General features: G+C 58.8%; 17 protein-coding genes. 11 read left to right on the top strand and 6 right to left on the bottom strand.

Going from position 1 to position 18,626, the window contains the following annotated elements; all coding sequences use genetic code 11:
• Positions 1-618: 618 nt before the first annotated feature.
• The 4 genes from ACM42_RS01735 to ACM42_RS01720 all read right to left on the bottom strand — a co-directional run bounded on the left by ACM42_RS01735 (position 619) and on the right by ACM42_RS01720 (position 3,849).
• Positions 619-1,215: an anthranilate synthase component II gene (locus tag ACM42_RS01735; RefSeq protein ID WP_271526409.1), complete on the bottom strand. Its 597-nt coding sequence runs from the start codon at positions 1,213-1,215 to the stop codon at positions 619-621.
• A complete protein-coding gene (pabB, locus tag ACM42_RS01730; RefSeq protein ID WP_271526408.1) occupies positions 1,212-2,621 on the bottom strand; it encodes an aminodeoxychorismate synthase component I in 1,410 nt (469 codons plus the stop codon). Before pabB ends, ACM42_RS01735 begins: the two co-directional genes overlap by 4 nt.
• A 139-nt stretch (positions 2,622-2,760) precedes the next feature.
• The gene (locus ACM42_RS01725; RefSeq protein ID WP_271526407.1) at positions 2,761-3,078 is read right to left on the bottom strand and encodes a Dabb family protein; all 318 of its coding nucleotides are present in this window, start codon (positions 3,076-3,078) and stop codon (positions 2,761-2,763) included.
• Between the two features lie 135 nt (positions 3,079-3,213).
• On the bottom strand, positions 3,214-3,849 hold the full coding sequence (locus ACM42_RS01720; RefSeq protein ID WP_271526406.1) for a GntR family transcriptional regulator: 636 nt from the start codon (positions 3,847-3,849) through the stop codon (positions 3,214-3,216).
• A gap of 114 nt (positions 3,850-3,963) precedes the next feature.
• Here ACM42_RS01720 and bioB point away from each other — a divergent pair, with 114 nt between their 5' ends.
• The 8 genes from bioB to ACM42_RS01680 all read left to right on the top strand — a co-directional run bounded on the left by bioB (position 3,964) and on the right by ACM42_RS01680 (position 13,222).
• Complete coding sequence (gene bioB / locus ACM42_RS01715; RefSeq protein WP_271526405.1) at positions 3,964-4,959, top strand: biotin synthase BioB; 996 nt, start codon at positions 3,964-3,966, stop codon at positions 4,957-4,959.
• Positions 4,960-5,005: 46 nt separating this feature from the next.
• Positions 5,006-5,359 carry an aspartate 1-decarboxylase gene (gene panD, locus ACM42_RS01710; RefSeq protein WP_128948109.1) on the top strand — a complete coding sequence of 118 codons (354 nt, stop codon included), beginning with the start codon at positions 5,006-5,008 and terminating at the stop codon, positions 5,357-5,359.
• Between the two features lie 73 nt (positions 5,360-5,432).
• Positions 5,433-6,584 (top strand): 8-amino-7-oxononanoate synthase, encoded by a 1,152-nt coding sequence (locus ACM42_RS01705; RefSeq protein WP_271526404.1) that lies wholly within the window; start codon positions 5,433-5,435, stop codon positions 6,582-6,584.
• Positions 6,584-7,219 carry a dethiobiotin synthase gene (gene bioD / locus ACM42_RS01700; protein ID WP_271526403.1) on the top strand — a complete coding sequence of 212 codons (636 nt, stop codon included), beginning with the start codon at positions 6,584-6,586 and terminating at the stop codon, positions 7,217-7,219. Before ACM42_RS01705 ends, bioD begins: the two co-directional genes overlap by 1 nt.
• Positions 7,216-8,481, top strand: coding sequence for an adenosylmethionine--8-amino-7-oxononanoate transaminase (locus tag ACM42_RS01695; protein WP_271526402.1), 1,266 nt, complete (start codon positions 7,216-7,218; stop codon positions 8,479-8,481). The genes bioD and ACM42_RS01695 overlap by 4 nt, the downstream gene beginning before the upstream one ends.
• Before the next feature lie 1,278 nt (positions 8,482-9,759).
• Positions 9,760-10,638 (top strand): 3-methyl-2-oxobutanoate hydroxymethyltransferase, encoded by an 879-nt coding sequence (panB, locus tag ACM42_RS01690; protein ID WP_271526401.1) that lies wholly within the window; start codon positions 9,760-9,762, stop codon positions 10,636-10,638.
• A 3-nt stretch (positions 10,639-10,641) separates the two neighbouring features.
• Positions 10,642-11,481: a pantoate--beta-alanine ligase gene (gene panC / locus ACM42_RS01685; protein ID WP_271526400.1), complete on the top strand. Its 840-nt coding sequence runs from the start codon at positions 10,642-10,644 to the stop codon at positions 11,479-11,481.
• 1,540 nt (positions 11,482-13,021) lie between these two features.
• Positions 13,022-13,222, top strand: a complete 201-nt coding sequence (locus ACM42_RS01680; RefSeq protein ID WP_271526399.1) for a hypothetical protein — start codon at positions 13,022-13,024, stop codon at positions 13,220-13,222.
• A 392-nt stretch (positions 13,223-13,614) separates the two neighbouring features.
• On the opposite strand, the gene ACM42_RS01675 is transcribed toward ACM42_RS01680, so the two are convergent.
• Positions 13,615-13,818 (bottom strand): hypothetical protein, encoded by a 204-nt coding sequence (locus ACM42_RS01675; RefSeq protein WP_271526398.1) that lies wholly within the window; start codon positions 13,816-13,818, stop codon positions 13,615-13,617.
• Positions 13,819-14,201: 383 nt separating this feature from the next.
• Between ACM42_RS01675 and ACM42_RS01670 the strand changes: the two genes are divergently transcribed.
• Together ACM42_RS01670 and ACM42_RS01665 are read left to right on the top strand one after the other, a co-directional pair.
• On the top strand, positions 14,202-14,411 hold the full coding sequence (locus tag ACM42_RS01670) for a hypothetical protein (RefSeq protein WP_271526397.1): 210 nt from the start codon (positions 14,202-14,204) through the stop codon (positions 14,409-14,411).
• A gap of 796 nt (positions 14,412-15,207) precedes the next feature.
• Entirely contained in the window at positions 15,208-15,594 is a 387-nt protein-coding gene (locus ACM42_RS01665) for an ectoine synthase (RefSeq protein WP_271526396.1), read from the top strand.
• Between the two features lie 424 nt (positions 15,595-16,018).
• Here the strand turns inward: ACM42_RS01665 and ACM42_RS01660 are convergent, their stop codons facing one another.
• A complete protein-coding gene (locus ACM42_RS01660) occupies positions 16,019-16,270 on the bottom strand; it encodes a hypothetical protein (protein WP_271526395.1) in 252 nt (83 codons plus the stop codon).
• Between the two features lie 750 nt (positions 16,271-17,020).
• Here ACM42_RS01660 and ACM42_RS01655 point away from each other — a divergent pair.
• Positions 17,021-18,626 (top strand): amino acid adenylation domain-containing protein (locus ACM42_RS01655; RefSeq protein ID WP_271526394.1); only part of this gene is annotated, 1,606 nt, incomplete at its 3' end.

Genomic DNA, 18,626 nt, shown 5'->3' with positions numbered 1-18,626 from the left:
CGTTGCACAAGTGTAACGACATTCGGATCAACCCCAAGCATCGGAGTTGCCGCCGGTCCTGCAGAGACCGTCGAAAGGCTTTCGGTGGATCTTTGCTCCTCTAGTCGTATTGCTCGTTCTTTGCGCCGGAGCAGCCTATTTTTTTCGAAACGTTTGTCGAGGCGCCGCTGGCGCACGAAGTCGTGCCTCCCGCGCTTGGCTTGTCACCTGAGGATAGGGACGCGTCCTTTTAGGGATCCAATCAGGGCTGCAGAAGACGGCCGATGAAATTGCCGAGCTCAATCGCAACGTCGATGCGCAGCAAGCCGAGCTAAAGCGGATCCTCGGATCACATCGCAGCCCTGACCCAAAGGATGGAGGAGCTGCAGAATCCGGCGGCTGTTGCTTCTCCTGCTCCTGCTGCTTCTTCGCCACCCCTGTGCACCACATCCAAGCCGGCCAAGAGAAACGTCCGGCCCTCGAACCCGCAAGGTCCGGTTTCTGTCGGAGCCGGCCGCTGACTGCGGAGCCGAGCACGGAACAACGCTGATGACCACAAAATGCCTGCCATATGAGGCTTCGCCTTCCAACCACGTCGAAAATCAACGGTCCACTATCTTGATCGGCAGGCCAAGCCTCTCATTGCGCCGCGTGGTTTCGGAAATCCTCTGTGAGTCGCAAGAAGTTCATGAGCAGGACGTGCCCCTGTGAGGTAAGTATCGACTCGGGATGGAACTGGACCCCATAGGTGGGATAATAGCCGTGCGTGAGGGCCATGATCTCGCCTTCCTCCGAACGCGCTGTCACTATGAGGTTCTGCGCACATGACTCATCAAGCTCGACGATAAGAGAATGGTAGCGTCCGACGTCAAGCGGGGTTGGCAGCGCCTTGAATAACCCTCGGCCGTCATGCGCAACGTATGAGCGCCGACCGTGCATGGGCCGACGCGCACGCGCCACCCGTCCTCCGAAAGCGCTCGCAATACACTGATGTCCAAGGCAGATACCGAGAATTGGTACGCGTCCTGAAAGTTCGCGAACCACTGCTGTCGATATTCCTGCCTCAGTTGGGGTGCAGGGGCCGGGCGATATGACCACCGCGCGCGGGTTGAGACCAATGAGCTCGCTGATGCTGATAGCGTCGTTTCGGATCACTTCCGTTGCTTCACTGAGCTTGTGGAAATAGCGGGCAATGTTGAACACGAAGGAATCGTAATTATCGATGATGACAATCAAAACGCACCAGCTGGTTCAGAACTAAATGCATCAAAGATTCGCTCTGCCTTGGCGAGCGTTTCCTCGTATTCGGCCTCGGGCTCCGACAAGGCCGTTATACCGCTGCCCGCATGAAAGACAGCCAGGCCGCCGTCGATCGTGACAGTGCGGATCGCAATACTCGTGTCCACGTGCCCGTTGAAGCCGATGAAGCCGATCGCCCCACAATAGACCTCTCGCGCTATGCGCTCGATTTCTGTAATAATTTCCATCGACCGCAGCTTTGGCGCTCCCGTAATGGAGCCGCCGGGAAAGCAAGCACGGAGCAGGCTAACGGCGTCTTCGTTTCCGGCAAGTGTCCCCGTAACGATCGACACGAGATGGTGCACCGAGGCATAGGACTCGAGATTGCATAGGGCCGGAACCTCGACCGAATGCGCAGTGCAAACGCGTGACAGATCGTTACGCAAAAGGTCGACAATCATCGTGTTCTCGGCATGATCCTTTTCGGAAGCGAGGAGAACTGCCGCACGGCGGTGGTCTTCCTTGGGATCAGGCGAACGAGCGATCGTGCCCTTGATGGGGCGTGTCTCGACTTGTCGCCCGTCAAGCTTTAGGAATCGTTCCGGCGAACTTGATGCGATGGTCAGCTTTCCCCATCGCAGCAGGGCCGCAAAAGGCGCCGGATTCAATGATCGAAGCTGGCAATAGAAGGCGAGCGGATCAAACGAGGTCGACAGGCGGGTGCTGAAACGCTGCGCAATATTCGTCTGGAACACGTCACCCGCCAGGATCAAGTCGATCACGCGTTGTACCGCCGCAATGTAGCTCTCGCGGCTGAAGTTTGAGTGCCATGCGCCCGCTTTGCTGGAACAACCCTTCTGTGGCGCCTTTGGACCGGCAAGCAATGCTGCAAACTCGTCGGCTCGATGACGCGCTCGTTCGCTCCGTCGCACGCGATTCTGCTCCGGCCATCCGGTTGAGACGATCCAGCATTTGTTATCCCGGTGGTCGAAGCTGATGACCACGTCATAGAAATGCAGGATGGATTGGGGCGAACCCAGACCGGCAATTGCTGGCGCAGACAATCGCTCCAATGTCCTGTTCATGTCGTAGCCAAGGTAGCCTGCCGCTCCTCCCTGGAACGGCGGGAGATCGGGGCGATGCTCTTGCGGGTACTTCGCGAGTAGCGTTCGAAGGACCTTCCATGGATCGGCCTTGAGAGTCAGTCCGTTCCAACTGGCTTGGCCGTTCGCGACCCTGTAGGTGCCGAACGGGTCGCACGTTAGATATGAGTAGCGCCCAAGCAGCTCGTGCCTTGCTGCGCTATCGAGAAACGTGAGATGCGTTCGATGCCCAAGATGTCGCATCGCTGTGACAGGTTCAACCCACTGCAACTCGCGAACGTACATCGGGTTATCGGTCACGGGCGGCTAACGTCGTGGAAGTGCCGTTCCATCTTTCGCCCCACCCGATGAGAATGACGCTTATCTGCGATGGGCCGAAACATGAGGGCCATTGCCAAGTTAACCCGGCGGTGGACGTTTTGCTGCGACAGCACCTGGATCATCCTGCCCTGGAGGCGAAAGGGGTATCTGTTGATACATCGTAGTCGGCCGCGAACCGCATCTCGCGGAGCGGTCGGACCCGTTTAATCGACTCCTGGTAGAGATTGTGCGCTTTGTACGCTGCGAGCTCCGTCTCGTTGTCGAACTCACCATAGACCACGATGTCGATATCGTTGCCGAGCTGATCGGTCTTGCGGTTGCGGGCAACCTCAAGCCGGCGCGCATGTGGTATCGTGGTGAGAAGCGAAAGACCTTCGATGATCTGGTCGATATGCGCTTCGTCCTTGGCGCTGAAGAAGACGATGTGACGAATCATGGCCGTCCGTGGAGATGCCGCTAGGGGGGGCCATAACTATCTGGGAATAGAGCCCGTTGCAACGAGGCTAGTCGCCTGCCGCGTGATCGTCGCTTGCGATCGTAGGCGATCGGCAATGAAGCTTGCCAGATTTGCTCAGGACGCCGGAAGGGCAAGGCGCTCAATGGTTTGAATGTGCCGCGTGAGCAGGTTACAGGCTTGATCGACGTTGCGCGTTCGCAAGGCTTGCAGAATCAGGCGGTGATCTTGATTGGAGCGCGGTCGCCAGCCCACCGATCGCGCCATCGCGAACACCAATCGAGAATTGGCAAGCTGCAATCCATCGAGGCTCGCGAGCAGACGCGGCATTCCGCATGGCGCGACCAAGGCTTGATGAAAGGCGCGGTTGGCCATCTCAAACTCCTCGATCGTCTTTGCATTGTCTCCTTCGATCAAGGCCAGCTCGATCTGAGCCAAATGAGCTGTTGTGAGCCTTGGCCCCGAATGGCGCAATGCCACCACCTCGAGCGCGGCGCGCATTTCGGCGATCTCCTTCACTGAACGGGTATCGAGCGGGGCAACCCGAACACCGCGACGCGGCACAGCGACAACTAGATGTTGTGCCTGCAGCTGCCGAAAGGCCTCGCGCACCGGGACGTGGCTGGAATTGAATTCTCGTGCAACGTGATCCTGACGGAGTGGCGCGCCTGGCTCCAAGGCGCCGCTGATAATGCGCTCAGCGATTGAGTCCGCGATGCGCGCGACCGTCGTCTTGTTGTCAGCCGTGATCATAGATTATCTACCGCAATATCCGGTGCATTTGCGAGGCAGCTCGATTAGCATCTCTTTGAGAGCGATGACTATAGATAATTCACGAGATTATCTACAATTGAGCGGGGTTGGGTTATGGATGCTGCTGCGCAAGTCCAACGGAAGGAAGCAAGCAACGGGGCGCAGGTTCGTAATCATTGGAACGTCGGAGAGGCTAAGGCGCTCTACGACCTTCCTTTCGCCGACCTGATGCTTCAGGCGCAGCGCGTTCATCGCAAGAACTTCGATCCAAACCACGTCGAAACTGCGAGCCTGCTCAGCATCAAGACCGGCGGTTGTCCGGAGGACTGCGGCTACTGCTCGCAAAGCGCCCATTACGAGACTGGCCTGAAAGCGACCCGTCTGATGCGTTGCGCCGATGTGGTTGCGGCCGCGCAGCGCGCGAAGGATGCCGGCGCCACGCGCTTCTGCATGGCCGCGGCCTGGCGCACGCCAAAAGATCGCGATCTTGATTCCGTCTGCGACATGGTCAACGCGGTCAAGGGACTCGGCATGGAAACGTGCGTCACGCTCGGCATGCTGACACCGAAGCAGGCCGCGCGCCTCGCCGAGGCCGGCCTTGACTTCTACAATCACAACGTCGACACCTCGCCCGAGTTTTACAGCAAGATCATCACCACCCGCAGCCTGCAGGACCGCATCGATACGCTGGCGCATGTGCGCGATGCCGGCATCAAGATCTGCTGCGGCGGCATTATCGGCATGGGCGAGCGCGTCGAGGACCGCCTAGGTATGCTCGTGCTGCTCGCTAATCTTCCCAACCATCCCGAAAGCGTGCCGATCAACCTGTGGAACAAGATCGAGGGCGTGCCGGTGGAAGACGCCGCGGAGCCTCCCGATCCGATCGCGCTCGTCCGGCTGCTGGCGACCGCGCGGATAATGATGCCGAGGAGTGTGGTTCGCTTGTCCGCCGGGCGGCAATACATGACCGATGAATTGCAGGCGCTTTGCTTCTTGGCTGGCACAAATTCAATTTTCGTCGGCGACGTGCTCTTGACCACCAAAAACCCTAAAGTTGATCGCGACGCGGATCTGCTGGCCCGGCTCGGCATCACGTCCGGGCTCGCCTGACGGAAGCAGTGCGCGCAATTGCCCCTATATCCAGCCTAGGTGAGAAATGCAGATAACTTTGATGAAGGGCAAAATCCATCGCGCCTCAGTGACCGAAGCTGATCTGCACTATGAAGGCTCGATCTCGATAGATCGTACGCTCCTGGAGGCAGCAGGAATGGTGATCAACGAGCGCGTCGAAATCTACAATGTCGAAACAGGCGCGCGCTTTGCCACCTACGTGATCGAGGCGCCGCCGATGTCTGGCACGATAAGCCTGAACGGTGCGGCCGCCCGACTGGCGATGCCCGGAGACAAGATCATTATCGTTGCATATGCCTCGTTCGACGAGGCCGAAGCAAAGATGTTCAAGCCACGCATTGTGCGCGTGGACCGAGACAATCGCATCCTGGCAAGTTGAATCCAACGGGCCATCCTTCCTTAAACGGCCAACGCATCTTTTGCGTGATTTGATGCGATCCTCGGAGTGATGAATGCGGTCGATCCAAACAGCTAGGCTTAGTCCCTACGTCGCAGCGTTGAATGCCCTGAACGAAGATAAACGGCTGCGCTGCCTCAAGCAGCGTGTGGGGATCGATTTCGCATCGAACGACTATCTGGCGCTCGGGAACGCCTCGTGCATCAAAAAGGCGATGGTCGCCGCACTCGAGGCGGGCACTCCGGTTGGAGCCGGCGGGTCGCGGCTTCTGCGCGGCAATTGCGAGGAGCATGAACGGCTCGAAACGGAAGCGGCTCAGTTCTTTGGCGCGGAGGCCGCGCTTTTCTTTGGAGGCGGCTACATCGCAAATTTTGCGCTCCTGACAACGCTGCCGCAGCGCGGCGATCTGCTCGTTCTCGATTCGCTGGTGCACGCCAGTATTCACGAGGGGGCGCGGGCCGGTCGCGCAGAGCATCGAATTCACGCGCACAATGATCCCCAGTCGGTCGAAGACGCGATTCGCGACTGGCGATACAAAGGTGGGGCGGGCCGCGTCTGGATTGTGGCCGAAAGTCTCTACAGTATGGATGGCGACTTCGCTCCACTCGAAGAGCTGGTAGCAATCGCCGATCGCCAGGACGCGTTTCTGATCGTGGATGAGGCTCATGCCACAGGCGTTTACGGGCATCAGGGACGAGGGCTCACGGCCCCTTATAACAGGCGCGAAAATCTCATCGTCGTTCATACCTGCGGCAAAGCGCTCGGTGCGGCGGGTGCACTTGTTACGGCCTCCGGCATCTTGCGCGATTTCATGGTCAACCGCTGCCGTCCGTTTATTTTTGCAACCGCCCCATCACCATTGATGGCCGTTGCCGTTCGAGAGGCACTCCTCACCTTACAGAAAGAGCCGGAGCGGCAGCAACGGCTGGCCAAACTCGTTGCGTTCGCGCATCGGCAGATCACCTCGCTTGGTTTGCGCACATCATCGACCTCTCAGATCGTACCGTACCTCGTAGGTGACAATGCTCATGCAATGCGACTTGCCTTTGCTCTGCAGGCGCGCGGCTTCGATGTCCGCGGAATTCGGCCGCCAACCGTCCCTGCAGGCACCGCCCGCTTGCGAATCTCGTTGACACTCAATGTTGGGGAAGCGGACGTGCGCGCAATGCTCGATGCGCTGGTTGAGGTGACGAGGGGCTCGTTTTGATGAATAAGCGGATCGTCGTGACTGGTACGGACACCGGGGTCGGCAAAACGGTATTCTCCGCAGGGCTCGCCGGGCTTCTCGGCGCGAATTACTGGAAGCCGGTCCAGGCTGGACTCGAACAAGAGATCGACTCCGAGTGCATCCGCCGCCTCGGTGGCCTCTCGTCCGATCGGATTGTCCCGGAGCTCTATCGACTTCGGACGCCTGCATCGCCCCATTACTCCGCGGAGATCGACGGCGTTCGCATAGATACAGAGACGTTTCGACTGCCGGACAGCGGCGAGCGGCAACTCGTGATCGAGGGCGCCGGCGGACTCATGGTACCGCTGACAGCGCGCACTCTTTACATCGACATCTTCGAGCGCTGGCAGCTTCCCGTCGTGCTTTGCGCAAGGACGGGACTGGGCACAATCAATCACTCCCTGCTCTCCATAGAGGCTCTGCGCAAGCGTCAGATCCGAATCCTCGGAGTTGCGTTCATTGGCGAAAGAAACGCCGAAACTGAAAGCGCGATTTGCGAGATCGGGAGAGTGCGTTGGTTGGGACGGCTCCCGTGGCTTGTTCCCCTCACGGACGATAGGCTGCAGGCCGCTTTTAAAGACTCCTTTGTTGTCAGCGATTTCCTGAACCTATGAAGACAGCCAAGAGGTCGCCGATCTGGCACCCGTTCACGCAGCATGCTCTACAGCGGGACATGACGAAGGTGCTGCGGGGAGAGGGGGCTTATCTCTACACCGAAGATGGCCGACGCCTTATCGATGCAATCTCCTCCTGGTGGGTCGTGACCCACGGCCATTGCCATCCATGCATCGTGAACGCGATCCGAGAACAGGCAGGCAAGCTCAACCAGGTCATCTTCGCCGGATACACTCACGACCCGGCTGAGCAAGTTGCGACGGAACTATTGAAGGTCACCTCCCCCGCGCTCGAACATGTGTTCTTCTCCGATAGCGGGTCAACCAGCGTCGAAGTCGCGCTGAAAATGGCGCTCGGCTACTGGCGCAATACCGGAAGAGAGCGAACTAAAATTGTGGTGATGCAGCACTCGTACCATGGCGACACGATCGGGGCGATGTCGGTAGGTAGCCGAGGCATCTTCAATGCAGCCTACGGGGCGCTGATGTTCGAGGTGACCTCGATTCCGTTCCCGGCAAGAGATTGTGAGCAAAGAGCGCTCGATGCGCTTGAAAACGCCTGTCGAAACGAACATCCCGCAGCCTTTATCGTGGAGCCCCTGATATTGGGTGCCGGTGGAATGCTAATGTATTCTCCCTCGGTGCTAAGAGAGATGAAGCGGATTTGCGAAGTCTTCAACGTCCTGTTCATTGCGGACGAGATCATGACAGGCTGGGGCCGGACGGGTACCTTGTTTGCATGTGAACAGGCCGATGTCACGCCCGATATTGCCTGCTATTCGAAAGGCCTCACGGCTGGCGCGCTGCCGCTCGCCGTCACACTCTGTCGAGCCGATATTTTCGATGCGCATTATTCTGAAGATCGCACGCGTACGTTTTTTCATTCGAGCTCGTATACGGCCAATCCAGTGGCCTGTGCCGCCGCCAAGGCTAATCTGGACCTATGGCAGGATCAGGAATATCGCTGCCGGCTGGCATCCTTGGCGAGCATGCAAGAACAGGCGCTCGCGCCGTTCCGCGCCGATTCACGGTTCGCAAACGTCCGGCGCACAGGAACAGTCACGGCGGTTGAACTCAACACGAGCGATGTCGGCTATCTGGCGGACATCGGTCCGAAGCTTTTGGCTTTCTTCCAAGCGCGGAATCTGCTGTTACGCCCACTCGGCAACACGATCTACGTGATGCCGCCTTACTGCGTTACGGCGGCCGACCTTGATGAAATCTATACTGCCATCCGCGACGCTGCTGACTTGCTGATGTGAGATGCACGAGACTGTGCGATCATTTGCAGTGACAGGATCTTGGAAGGCGAAAGTGTCCCTATTGCGGCCTTTGATAGTGCAACGAGGATGCAGCCCCCAGGGCCCCCAGGCTGATCGTGCTTTAAGCACTTAAGCGCTTCCGATCCAACTGCCGCAGCAATTCTGCGGGCTGGCCATGAAAGGTGCAGCATTTGACACAAATGTCGAGTGAATTGCGTTAATCACGACAGAGGAATCCATTATCTTGAGCAAATTCTCGGCGAGGCTTTCTGCGGAAAGCACTGCTTCGCGAGACAGCCGCACATCAGAGTCAAGGCTCTTGATGGTTGCAAGAACCAGGGAGACGGCCCGCCGGGCGGCGCACCTTTAGTGCGCGCGTGGTGCTGTGCTCAGAGGGCAGTGGGGCTTCCCAAGTAAATGTCTGACAGGAGGCGAGAATGCACATTGGCTTCCGTAATTCCCTCGACCATTCAGCCACATGCTGCGCGATATGCGGCGGAAAGTTTGGGCTGATCCGCCATTACTGCTGGCGAACGGCTCTTTGCTCCAAGAAATGCGTCAACCGCTTCAAGGCTCGACGGGAGGCCGATCAGAAATGGCTCCGATGGCTTCGAGCGGCTTAGGCATGGACTGAGTTGTGCCGGTACGGCCCTGGTCAGAGAATTCGAGTGGCCCTCTAGAGCACGTGGAAATCAAGTGACAGAAACATCGGCAAAAATTATCGACTTCAGGGCCTACAGGGCCAGCAGGCTGGCTCGGTCTGAGCGCCTTCGCGACGACATCTACTCGACGGCGCCTCTCGCTGCGCTTACGGCGGCCTGTCACCTTTGGACGTTCCTGGCCTGCCATCCGTTTGCTTTGCTCGGTGCGCCAGCGCCGAAGCAGGAGTCTCACGACTACCCCTAGGGGGCAGACACGGAGATGTGCCCTAAAGACGAAGTCCCCACTGCGTGCATCTGCAGCTCGGTCCGGTCGAGCCGTCACCGTATGGAGAGGCTGCAATCACCCCGGAAACGCGTGCAGATGGTCGTTCGTCGCGAGCCCCGTTCCTCGGTTGGGGCCGCGGCTGGCATAGCCGCTGAAATTGCACGGGAAGACGAGACATCGGTGGTGAAATCGCGATGAGGAAGGTCTTGGCTCATGGTTGCGCGACCATTGGACCGTTTTTGCGCTGTTCTCGAGTTCTAGGGAACTGGGATCTCCATCCTTCATGCCATTGACAGGTTTCTCCCGCGTTCTCTAGGAAGCGCCGACGGATGTGTGGGGAGCGGATTCAATATGAGCCACAGTTCAGAGCAGCCTCTAGAGCGTGTCACGATTCCGGCACTGCAGCAGTGGAAGGATAAAGGACGGCGTGTCGTGATGACCACCGCCTACGATGCGGTTGCGGCGCGCATCGCCGATCCCATTGTCGATATCATCCTGGTCGGCGACAGCGTTGGAAACGTCTGCCTAGGATTCGACAACACGCTGCCCGTCAGCGTGGCCATGATGAATCATCACCTGGAGGCTGTTGCGCGCACGAGGCCTCATGCCCTGCTTGTGGCCGATATGCCCTTTCTGAGCTTTCATGTCGGTTCTGAGGATACGATTCGCAATGCAGGAGGTTTTCTGCAGCGTGGCGCCGATGCTGTGAAACTCGAGGGTGGTGCCAAACGCATCGAGATGGTACGCGCCTTGGTCGATTGCGAAATTCCTGTGATGGGACATCTCGGTCTGACCCCGCAGAGCGTCAACGTGATGGGTGGTTTCAAGGTGCAGGGGAGGACACCGGATACCGCCTTGCGGCTGCTCGATGACGCGTACCGTCTGCAGGAAGCCGGCTGCTTCGCGCTGGTCCTGGAGGGCATTCCTGCCGAGCTCGCGGCGCGAGCGACCGAATTTCTCACGATACCCACCATCGGGATCGGAGCAGGACCCGATTGCTCGGGCCAAGTGCTCGTGCTCCATGATGTCTTGGGGCTAACCGAAGGCCATCGCCCCAAATTCGTTCGTGCCTATACAAATGGATTCCAGCTGTTCCAGGAGGCGCTGTCGCGCTGGGCTGCCGATATCCGCAAAGGTGCATTCCCGGGCTCAGAGGAGTGCTATCGGCTTCCTGATCAGCTTCGGGATGCCGTCGCCAACTGGGTGCCCTCCAGTTCAACGTCAAGGTAAGAAATGCAAGTCATTACGAAGGTCGCTGAGCTGCGTCGCGCCCTTGCAGACGTTTGCAATGCCGGTAAGCGCATCGGATTCGTTCCGACGATGGGATACTTGCACGACGGCCACCTGGCCCTGATCTCGGCTAGCCGGGGACACTGCGACGTCACTGTCGTTAGCATCTTCGTCAACCCCACTCAGTTCGGCCCAAATGAGGATCTCAGCAGGTACCCTCGCGACTTCGCGCGCGATGAAGCGTTGTGCCGCAGCGCCGGGGTGTCCATCATCTTCGCGCCAAGTGCAGAGGAGATCTATCCGGCTCAATTTGAGAGCTTTGTCGAGCCGGGCGAACTCGCAAAGCCGCTCTGCGGAGCTTTCAGGCCTGGACATTTTCGTGGTGTAGCGACTGTCGTCTGCAAGCTATTCAACATGGTGAAGCCGGACGTCGCGTACTTTGGACAGAAGGATTTTCAGCAATGCGCTGTGATACGCCGCGTGACGGTTGATCTGAATCTTCCGATCGAAATTGTCACTGTGCCAACTGTGCGGGAGCCAGATGGGCTGGCAATGAGCAGTCGCAACCGTTATCTCAGCCCGGAAGAACGTGGTCGGAGCCTTGCGATCAGCCGTGGCTTGTTCGCCGCAGCGCATGACTTTGCCTCAGGGGAGCGCGATGCCGCAACGCTGATTGCGCTTGCAAGAAGGCATTTGGAAAGAGTCGATCGACTGCAGTACCTTGAGCTTGTCGACACTGGGACCCTAAGGATTGCCGAGAGCCCTCTGCGCTATCCGGCGGTCCTCTGTGTCGCAGCGTACGTCGGCTCCACTCGGTTGATCGACAACGTAGTCCTGTCCTGATCGCCATCGCAGCCAGATCCGCAAGTGATTGCGCTCAGAAACAGTCGAACCGGATGGGTCGGCCCTGAAATCCTCAACATCCTGGAAGAACTCTCGAAGGCGATCCGCAACTGCCCTTTGCGTGCTGAACAACTACCCCACCGCTCGAGCTCATGATGTCGGTTGGAGATTGGCTCTGCCGCTGACGGGTGGAGCGAGGCGGGGCTGCTCCCACGCTGCCGAGAGCAGCCAAGTGCGAGTTCGCTTTCTGTATTATGACTTCGGCGGCTCGCTCAGACACTCCGGGACGGTCGGACCGCTTTCCGCGCGTATTACGACGTCGCGCAAGGCAATTTCAGAAAGTCGTACAACCAGCTGTTTGAGGCGCGCAATCTCCTGCTTGCAGCGCTCCAGCTCGTGCTGTCCGTCTGCCATCACAGATGGTGTGCGACGACAGCTGTTGCCGGGATGATTCATGTAGCTCCCTTTCCGATTCGACAAACACAGCAGATAATCTGAACAGCCCAGTCGCTTCTCTTCCCTAAACGAGGCACCTCGGCGTCAGATCGGAGCGTTTCACACGCAGCCCGCCGTAGGCTGGTTGCGGCTTACTCCCCGCAAAGGGCTTGCGCCCAGCTCGCGCATGCGACGGCGCCTTTCAGCGACGCCATCTCGCTCGCCGCTATGCTCAGTTGCAGTAATGGCCGCCAACAATGTGGCCGCGGAGTATGCCGCCTCCGGCTGCATGTGATTTGCTCTGGGTGGAGACTGTAACAAAATGGCAATATCGATTAATGCAACGAGCCGCGCTCTCGCGCTCGAATCCTGCATTACGGCAGCGCCCCCGATGAATTTTCACGCGACGTTCGTGTATCCGTGCTGGGGTCCTTCAGCTACACCGGGCTTATATATCCAAAAGGCAAGTCGCTGCCGATATCATCCGCCTGCAAGCGGGCAATTGTCATAGGAGAGTCGCTCAAGATCGTGTGCTGCCAATCCGTGCGATTATGGATCAATATCCACACGCCCATGACCATTTCGCGATCGCGCAGACGATCTCGTCAGGCTGCATAAAGCTGAAGTTCCCTGAAGAGCGGCCAGAGGCGACTCAAGGGGGCACTGAGCGCGGGCGCCCGATCCTGGCCCGATTTCGTCGCCAGACGTGGGGCGGGCGCTGTTTTTTGGTCAAAAGATATGCTTCACCGCAACAATTGATCGCGAAATCCTCCCACGGTCCAGGATGCCAAGCGCTCAGGTTTGGAGACGATAGGTGCCGTCTCATGAAACGACATCGGAGCAGGGCAGAGCATTGGCCTGCCGCAGCCGCCCAGTCAGTCCGGCGCGCAATAGATCGCCGAGCATGCCGTACAAAATCGCAGAGCATGATCGCGGGGCGCTCACATTGGCCTCTGAGCTCTAGCAAGCTTGTCTGTTAAGCTGAGGAGGCCGACGAGAAGACAAAAGCAGGCCGATCAAGCGAGCTGCCGCAATGGATCAGCGATCGAGTTGCGGTCTAGCAAATGCTCACTATCTTCCTCGATGGCATGAGGGAGATCTCCCAATGCTGGACGGTGTCACGACCGCGCTTCTGCGCAAGATCCTGGATGAGGTTTGCGAAAGCGTCTCACCATATGACGCTGGCGTCCGCACCTACGTTGCCTCCACAATCCTGGAGGCCACCACCAGAGGTGAGACGCGCCCCGATCTGCTTAAACAGATCGGTCAGGAAGCTCTTTCCAGAGCACCAACGATGTGGCGATAGATCTAGGACATGGCTTGTCATTGAGGTGAATTTCCAAGTCACAGTGCTGAAGATCCTGGCCTGCTATCCAGGTTCGCGCGCGCGTCGCGTCGCCTGCGGCAAAGTGATCCGGCTAGCTCGCAGAGGTGTATCGTGGTCGCAAATCGATGGCGGCCTAACGTCTCCAAAGACGCGGCAGTCTCCGATATGAGTCGGTTGGCGCGTTGTGCGCTGCGAGGCCGATCGTTGAAACGAGAGAGCTCGCACAACAGGCAGCGCATCCAAGCCTTGGCGCACGCACCCTCGCGCGTCACGATGCCGGTGAGGCGTCGCGCTAGTAGCCTTTATCCGGAAGTAAGGGCGAACTCAGTGTTCGACGCCGGAGCGCCATCGAGCCGGTGCGCCATTGCTGTTTACTCCTCTGCGAGCGCCGCAAGTGCCCTTTCGATCACTGTGATGTCTTGACTGACCTGAGCGATCGCTGGTTTCGAATCAACTCCGGTAACGCAGTTCAACTGCTGCAGTAGCTCCCGACGATGCGCCAGAAGGTTCTCCAGCGCGCCGCGGTTGTTTAGTTTCACATAGCCGTCGACAATCAATTCAATCGAAAGAGACATCGAAACTCTCAAACAAAGCTGTTCTCAACGAAGATGCGTATAGCACATCGGGGAACGATGTTCAGCTCGTCGGGAGAGAAACTGACGGGCGAGCTTGTTAGCGACAAGCGTCCGGCGCCGGGGGCGTGACCGCCTATTCCTTGCGCCTTAGAAGCGTCCAGCTTTGTTTGAGCGACTAGCCGAGCAGAAAGACAGTGTATGGCGCGCCAAAAACGCTGCGGATCGTCGCGATGGAAATGCTGGCTAGGGGAAGGAATGATACCAGCATGGTCTCCGTCTGCCGAACGGTATCCGAGATGCGATGGCAGGCGGCGCGTTGATCAACGACATGCTTGCCTGAATATCTCTTCGTAGAGATTGCGACGACCTCAGGAGCGTCCAGGATGCTCGATGAATATTTGGCCCGCATTCGTGCTTACCGTACCAACATCCACCGCTATTCTCGCCTGCTGAAGTCGAACCTGTCGGATGTCGAACGTCAGTTCATTGAAAGGCGCCTCACCGAAGAGCAGACCGCCCTCGAGTCTGTTTCGGCCGAGACCTTCCCGCTCGCGTTTAGCCTTCCGAAGGGGACGGACATGTCGGCAAGCTAGGCGCGGAGCCGCGAACGACACGCGCATTCGGGACGACGCGATTTCTCGCCGGCGGCATCATCATGAGATCGCGACCCGGCAAATAATCGATGATATCCGCCCGCTGCTGGCTGAGCCCCAGGACCTGATCTGCTGACCTGCACGTGAGTTCGTCGGCTCGGGTATCAGGTGCTCAATCATTTGCCCATAGCGGATTAGAAAGCAGCACTGTTCGACCGATTCTCGCTCCGGTCCTGTTTGTATTCGGCCATATCTCGGCAGTTTGTTAGATTGGCTACACGCCCAGCCAAATCGTTCTCACTCGTAGCCAGCTGAGACAGCCACAACTTCATCTTTCATCGGCCTGCGACCACGGCATGAGATTTGCTCTGTTGGCTGAGACGCTGCGGAACCCTATTCGCGGCGAGAGGCACAGCAAGGAAGGAAACGACTTGCCAAATCTGCGATTGGAGACAGTTTACGTCGTCGGCAATATCTCCAGCAGCATTCTGGGGAATACAAAGGTAAGCGGCGGCACCACGCGAAAGGTGAAGCATCAAGTTGGTACGCGCCGATCGGGCTCGGCGGCGAAATATCCTCGCGCCGATATTTTCACTGGTCGCCGTCGGACAAATGGCAGGCCTTTTGCGTGTAGTCGATCCCATGCGACTGCTGCACGGGCTCTCCGCGACCGACGGTTGGTTGTTTCGACAGACCGCAGTCGGCCGCGCGACAGGGAGGTCGCAGTTCCGGGCCAGAACAATGGCCTCCAGCTTTTAGATCAATCACTTCAACCTGTACCGGGCAATCGAACACCATGATTGTGCGTAGCCTGCGCGACGTCGAAGCAACCGATCACTTCGTCGATTGGGGCAATGGTACTAGCCATCGCCTTCTGACGGATAAGGACGGCATGGGGTTTAGCATCTGCCACACCGTGGTGCGCGCTAACACCGTTTCGCTTCTGCAATACCGGAATCATCTCGAAGCCTGCTACTGCATCGGCGGAGAGGGCGAGGTCGAGGACATGGACGGCAATGTCTTTCCCATTCGCAAAGGTGACATGTATGTGCTTGACAAGCATGACAAGCATTTCCTGCGCGGGGGACGGGACAACGACATGATCCTCGTGAGCATCTTCAACCCGCCCCTCACCGGGACCGAGCGCCACAAGCTGGGCGACCCGGCAGGCTCCACATATTGAGCGATGCGAAGAAGCGCCAATCCAATATGAACTGCCGCTAATTGCGAGAAACATTTACTCGAGCGATCCAGCACTGCCTCGTACCGCACGCGCGGACCTTTTACGAAAGGCGCACGCGATGCGGTTAGGCTGAGCTGACAAAGTACTTTGGCATTCCAGGTCCATTTTCCCTTGTCCGGAATACCGGGCGGGCGGGGGCTTGTGCCGATTGATACCGCGCTCAGTTGTACGATGTCTGGCGACGCTGTTGGACGGCTGACACAGCAGTGCTGTGGCTATCGCACTGATTGCACTCGATTTCACCTTTGGCACGATACATGCGTAATCGTCTAAAGGGCGCCATAGAGGAGAAATCGTTCGATGAGGACGCTTGCCAGAAACTCTGACGCGGTTGAGTGGCTGCGGCGATACTGCTGACACCATATTATTTGGTGATGCGGAAGGTTGGCAGGAAGATTGAGTGATCTGCTTCGGCGAAGGGTTTCGTCACATCAATGCGGACCAGCCAAGACCCGATAACAGATCCGAACCGATGTGAGCGATTTGCGTGAATCAAGAAAGTCGCCTTCCGATCTTGAGCGATGAGCAGGAGCAGAGCATATCTGCCGCGCATGAACGGCTGGCGCGTGGGGAGGAGTTTTGGCGACGGCGGCTCGAGCAGTTTAGCAGATTGCATCCTCCTTTCGTCTCATCGTCCGTGGCTGCGGCGCCTTCCCGATGGCAGTCGAGTTCATGGTTTAGCCCAGGCGGTTTGGCTAAGCTTTCCCTACAAGATCGCTCGGAATATTTGGTAGCGGCTTGGCTGATCTATCTCGCTCGGATCACGGGGCAAAAAGAGCTTCAACTGGGATGGAAGCCCGCATGGGACCGATTGCAAACTGGCTCCAAACTCTTAATGGCCTCCGTCGTGCCGATGGATGTTTGCATTGAGCTTGCTCTCGATTTTGAAGAAGTGCGCAAAACCGTAGCGGCCGAAGTCGCTCAGCTGAGGGCGCACGCTAGCTTTACCCGAGATCTTATCGCGCGCTGCCCGACATTGCGAGGAGTGGAGGCGCTACGGGCGCGCCAGCCTTGGCCGATTGGTATTGCAATCACGACAGAGAGCTGTGCCGTCGCTGACGATCTGACGACGAACCACATAGCTTGCCATGCCTTGTGCGGCGATTTGCTGACCTTTGAGGTTCGCGCTCTGGATGGGAGCTTCCGCTGGCATTTTGACGCCGCTCGATTAGCGTCCAAGCAGATCGACCGCATGACGCAGCATTTGCAAACTTTGTTACGCAGCGTGATGGCCGATGCTGGGCAGCCTGTCGGCCGAATAGACATTCTGGCCGCCGACGAACGCGCGTATCTACTTGAGCATTTGAATCGGACGACGGCGCCTTATCCGTTTGAGCGATGTATCCATGAGCTGTTCGAGGCGCAGGTGCAAAAGGCACCGGAAGCGGTGGCGGTGGTCTATGAGAAAGAGAGACTGAGCTATGGCGAGCTCAATGCGCGGGCCAACCGGCTGGCGCATCATTTGATCGAGCTCGGGGTCAAGCCGGACCAGCCGGTGGCGATCTGCCTCGAACGCAGCCTGGCGATGGTGGTTGGTCTCTTGGCGATCCTGAAAGCGGGTGGCGCGTATCTGCCGCTAGATCCGGCTTATCCGTCGGCGCGGCTGCGGCAGATTGTTGGCGATGCAGACCCGAAACTGCTGCTTTGCGATGCCGGCGGTCTAACGGCATTGGGTGCGGAGGCCGTGGCCGGTGCGACTGTGGTCGATCTGGAGACGGCGACCCCGGCCTGGGCCGAGCGGCCGGCTTCGAACCCGGACCCGAGCACGCTTGGCCTCACATCACGCCATCTCGCCTATGTCATCTATACCTCCGGCTCAACCGGAATCCCAAAGGGCGTGGAAATGTCCCACGGCGCGCTTGTGAATTCGCTTGCGGGGATTGGCACGTCAAAACTGCGCACACTTCAATTCGCGACCCTGAACTTCGATGTGTCCTGCCAGGAATTGTTCATCTGTTGGAAGGACGGCGGAGTGCTTGTGCTCGTGCGGGAAGAGACCCGGAGGCGCTTCTCCGACCTGCTGGAATTTGTAGAGCGGGAAGCGATCGAGCGGCTTTTCCTCCCGTTCGTGGCATTGAATCATTTTGCGGAAGTCTGGAGCACGCAGCGCGTGCAGCTGCCCTCCTTAAGAGAGCTTTATACTGCCGGCGAGCGATTGCAGGCCACTCCACTGCTCAGGGCGTTCTTCGAAGCACATCCGAACGCGAGATTGATCAATCAATATGGGTCCACGGAAATCAGCGTCATTTCCGAGCACCACCTTGCAGCTGATCCGTCATGTTGGCCCCAGATGCCTCACGTCGGGCGTCCAATCGCCAACACTCGGGTGTACTTGCTGGATGGCTATGGCGCGCCCGTGCCGTTCGGCGCGGTCGGCGAGCTTTACATTGGCGGGGCGGGGGTGGCACGGGGCTACCTCAACCGCCCTGAGCTGACCGCCGAACGCTTCATCGCCAGTCCCTTTGTCGAGGGCGATCGGCTGTACCGGACCGGCGACCTTGCACGTTATCTACCGGACGGCAATCTTGAGTTCCTGGGCCGCAACGACGATCAGGTGAAGATCCGCGGCTACCGCATCGAGCCGGGCGAGATCGTCGCGCGGCTTTGCGAGCACCCCCCCCCCCCCCCCCCCCCCCCCCCCCCCCCCCCCCCCCCCCCCCCCCCCCCCCCCCCCCCCCCCCCCCCCCCCCCCCCCCCCCCCCCCCCCCCCCCCCCCCCCCCCCCCCCCCCCCCCCCCCCCCCCCCCCCCAACGGCGCCGGCGACAAGCATCTGATCGCCTATGTGGTCTGCGCGCCCGAGGCCGGCGCGGACGAGGGCGATGGAGGCGGGGTTGCGGGCACCTTGCGGGCGCACTTAAGTGCGCGACTGCCGGACTACATGGTGCCGAGTGCGTTCGTGCAGCTGGCGGCGCTTCCGCTCACGGTGAACGGCAAGCTCGATCGGAATGCGCTGCCGTCGCCGTCCGATCAGG

This window comes from Bradyrhizobium sp. CCBAU 25338, from assembly GCF_028128965.1.
GTDB lineage: Bacteria > Pseudomonadota > Alphaproteobacteria > Rhizobiales > Xanthobacteraceae > Bradyrhizobium > Bradyrhizobium liaoningense.
This window is presented reverse-complemented; position numbering and strand designations above follow the sequence as displayed.

Coding starts and splice junctions, on each gene's coding strand:
- ACM42_RS01725 (WP_271526407.1), bottom strand. CDS start 3,078: ATGATTCGTCACATCGTCTTCTTCAGCGCCAAGGACGAAGCGCATATC.
- ACM42_RS01720 (WP_271526406.1), bottom strand. CDS start 3,849: ATGATCACGGCTGACAACAAGACGACGGTCGCGCGCATCGCGGACTCA.
- bioB (WP_271526405.1), top strand. CDS start 3,964: ATGGATGCTGCTGCGCAAGTCCAACGGAAGGAAGCAAGCAACGGGGCG.
- panD (WP_128948109.1), top strand. CDS start 5,006: ATGCAGATAACTTTGATGAAGGGCAAAATCCATCGCGCCTCAGTGACC.
- ACM42_RS01705 (WP_271526404.1), top strand. CDS start 5,433: ATGCGGTCGATCCAAACAGCTAGGCTTAGTCCCTACGTCGCAGCGTTG.
- bioD (WP_271526403.1), top strand. CDS start 6,584: ATGAATAAGCGGATCGTCGTGACTGGTACGGACACCGGGGTCGGCAAA.
- ACM42_RS01695 (WP_271526402.1), top strand. CDS start 7,216: ATGAAGACAGCCAAGAGGTCGCCGATCTGGCACCCGTTCACGCAGCAT.
- panB (WP_271526401.1), top strand. CDS start 9,760: ATGAGCCACAGTTCAGAGCAGCCTCTAGAGCGTGTCACGATTCCGGCA.
- panC (WP_271526400.1), top strand. CDS start 10,642: ATGCAAGTCATTACGAAGGTCGCTGAGCTGCGTCGCGCCCTTGCAGAC.
- ACM42_RS01680 (WP_271526399.1), top strand. CDS start 13,022: ATGCTGGACGGTGTCACGACCGCGCTTCTGCGCAAGATCCTGGATGAG.
- ACM42_RS01675 (WP_271526398.1), bottom strand. CDS start 13,818: ATGTCTCTTTCGATTGAATTGATTGTCGACGGCTATGTGAAACTAAAC.
- ACM42_RS01670 (WP_271526397.1), top strand. CDS start 14,202: ATGCTCGATGAATATTTGGCCCGCATTCGTGCTTACCGTACCAACATC.
- ACM42_RS01665 (WP_271526396.1), top strand. CDS start 15,208: ATGATTGTGCGTAGCCTGCGCGACGTCGAAGCAACCGATCACTTCGTC.
- ACM42_RS01660 (WP_271526395.1), bottom strand. CDS start 16,270: ATGCAATCTGCTAAACTGCTCGAGCCGCCGTCGCCAAAACTCCTCCCC.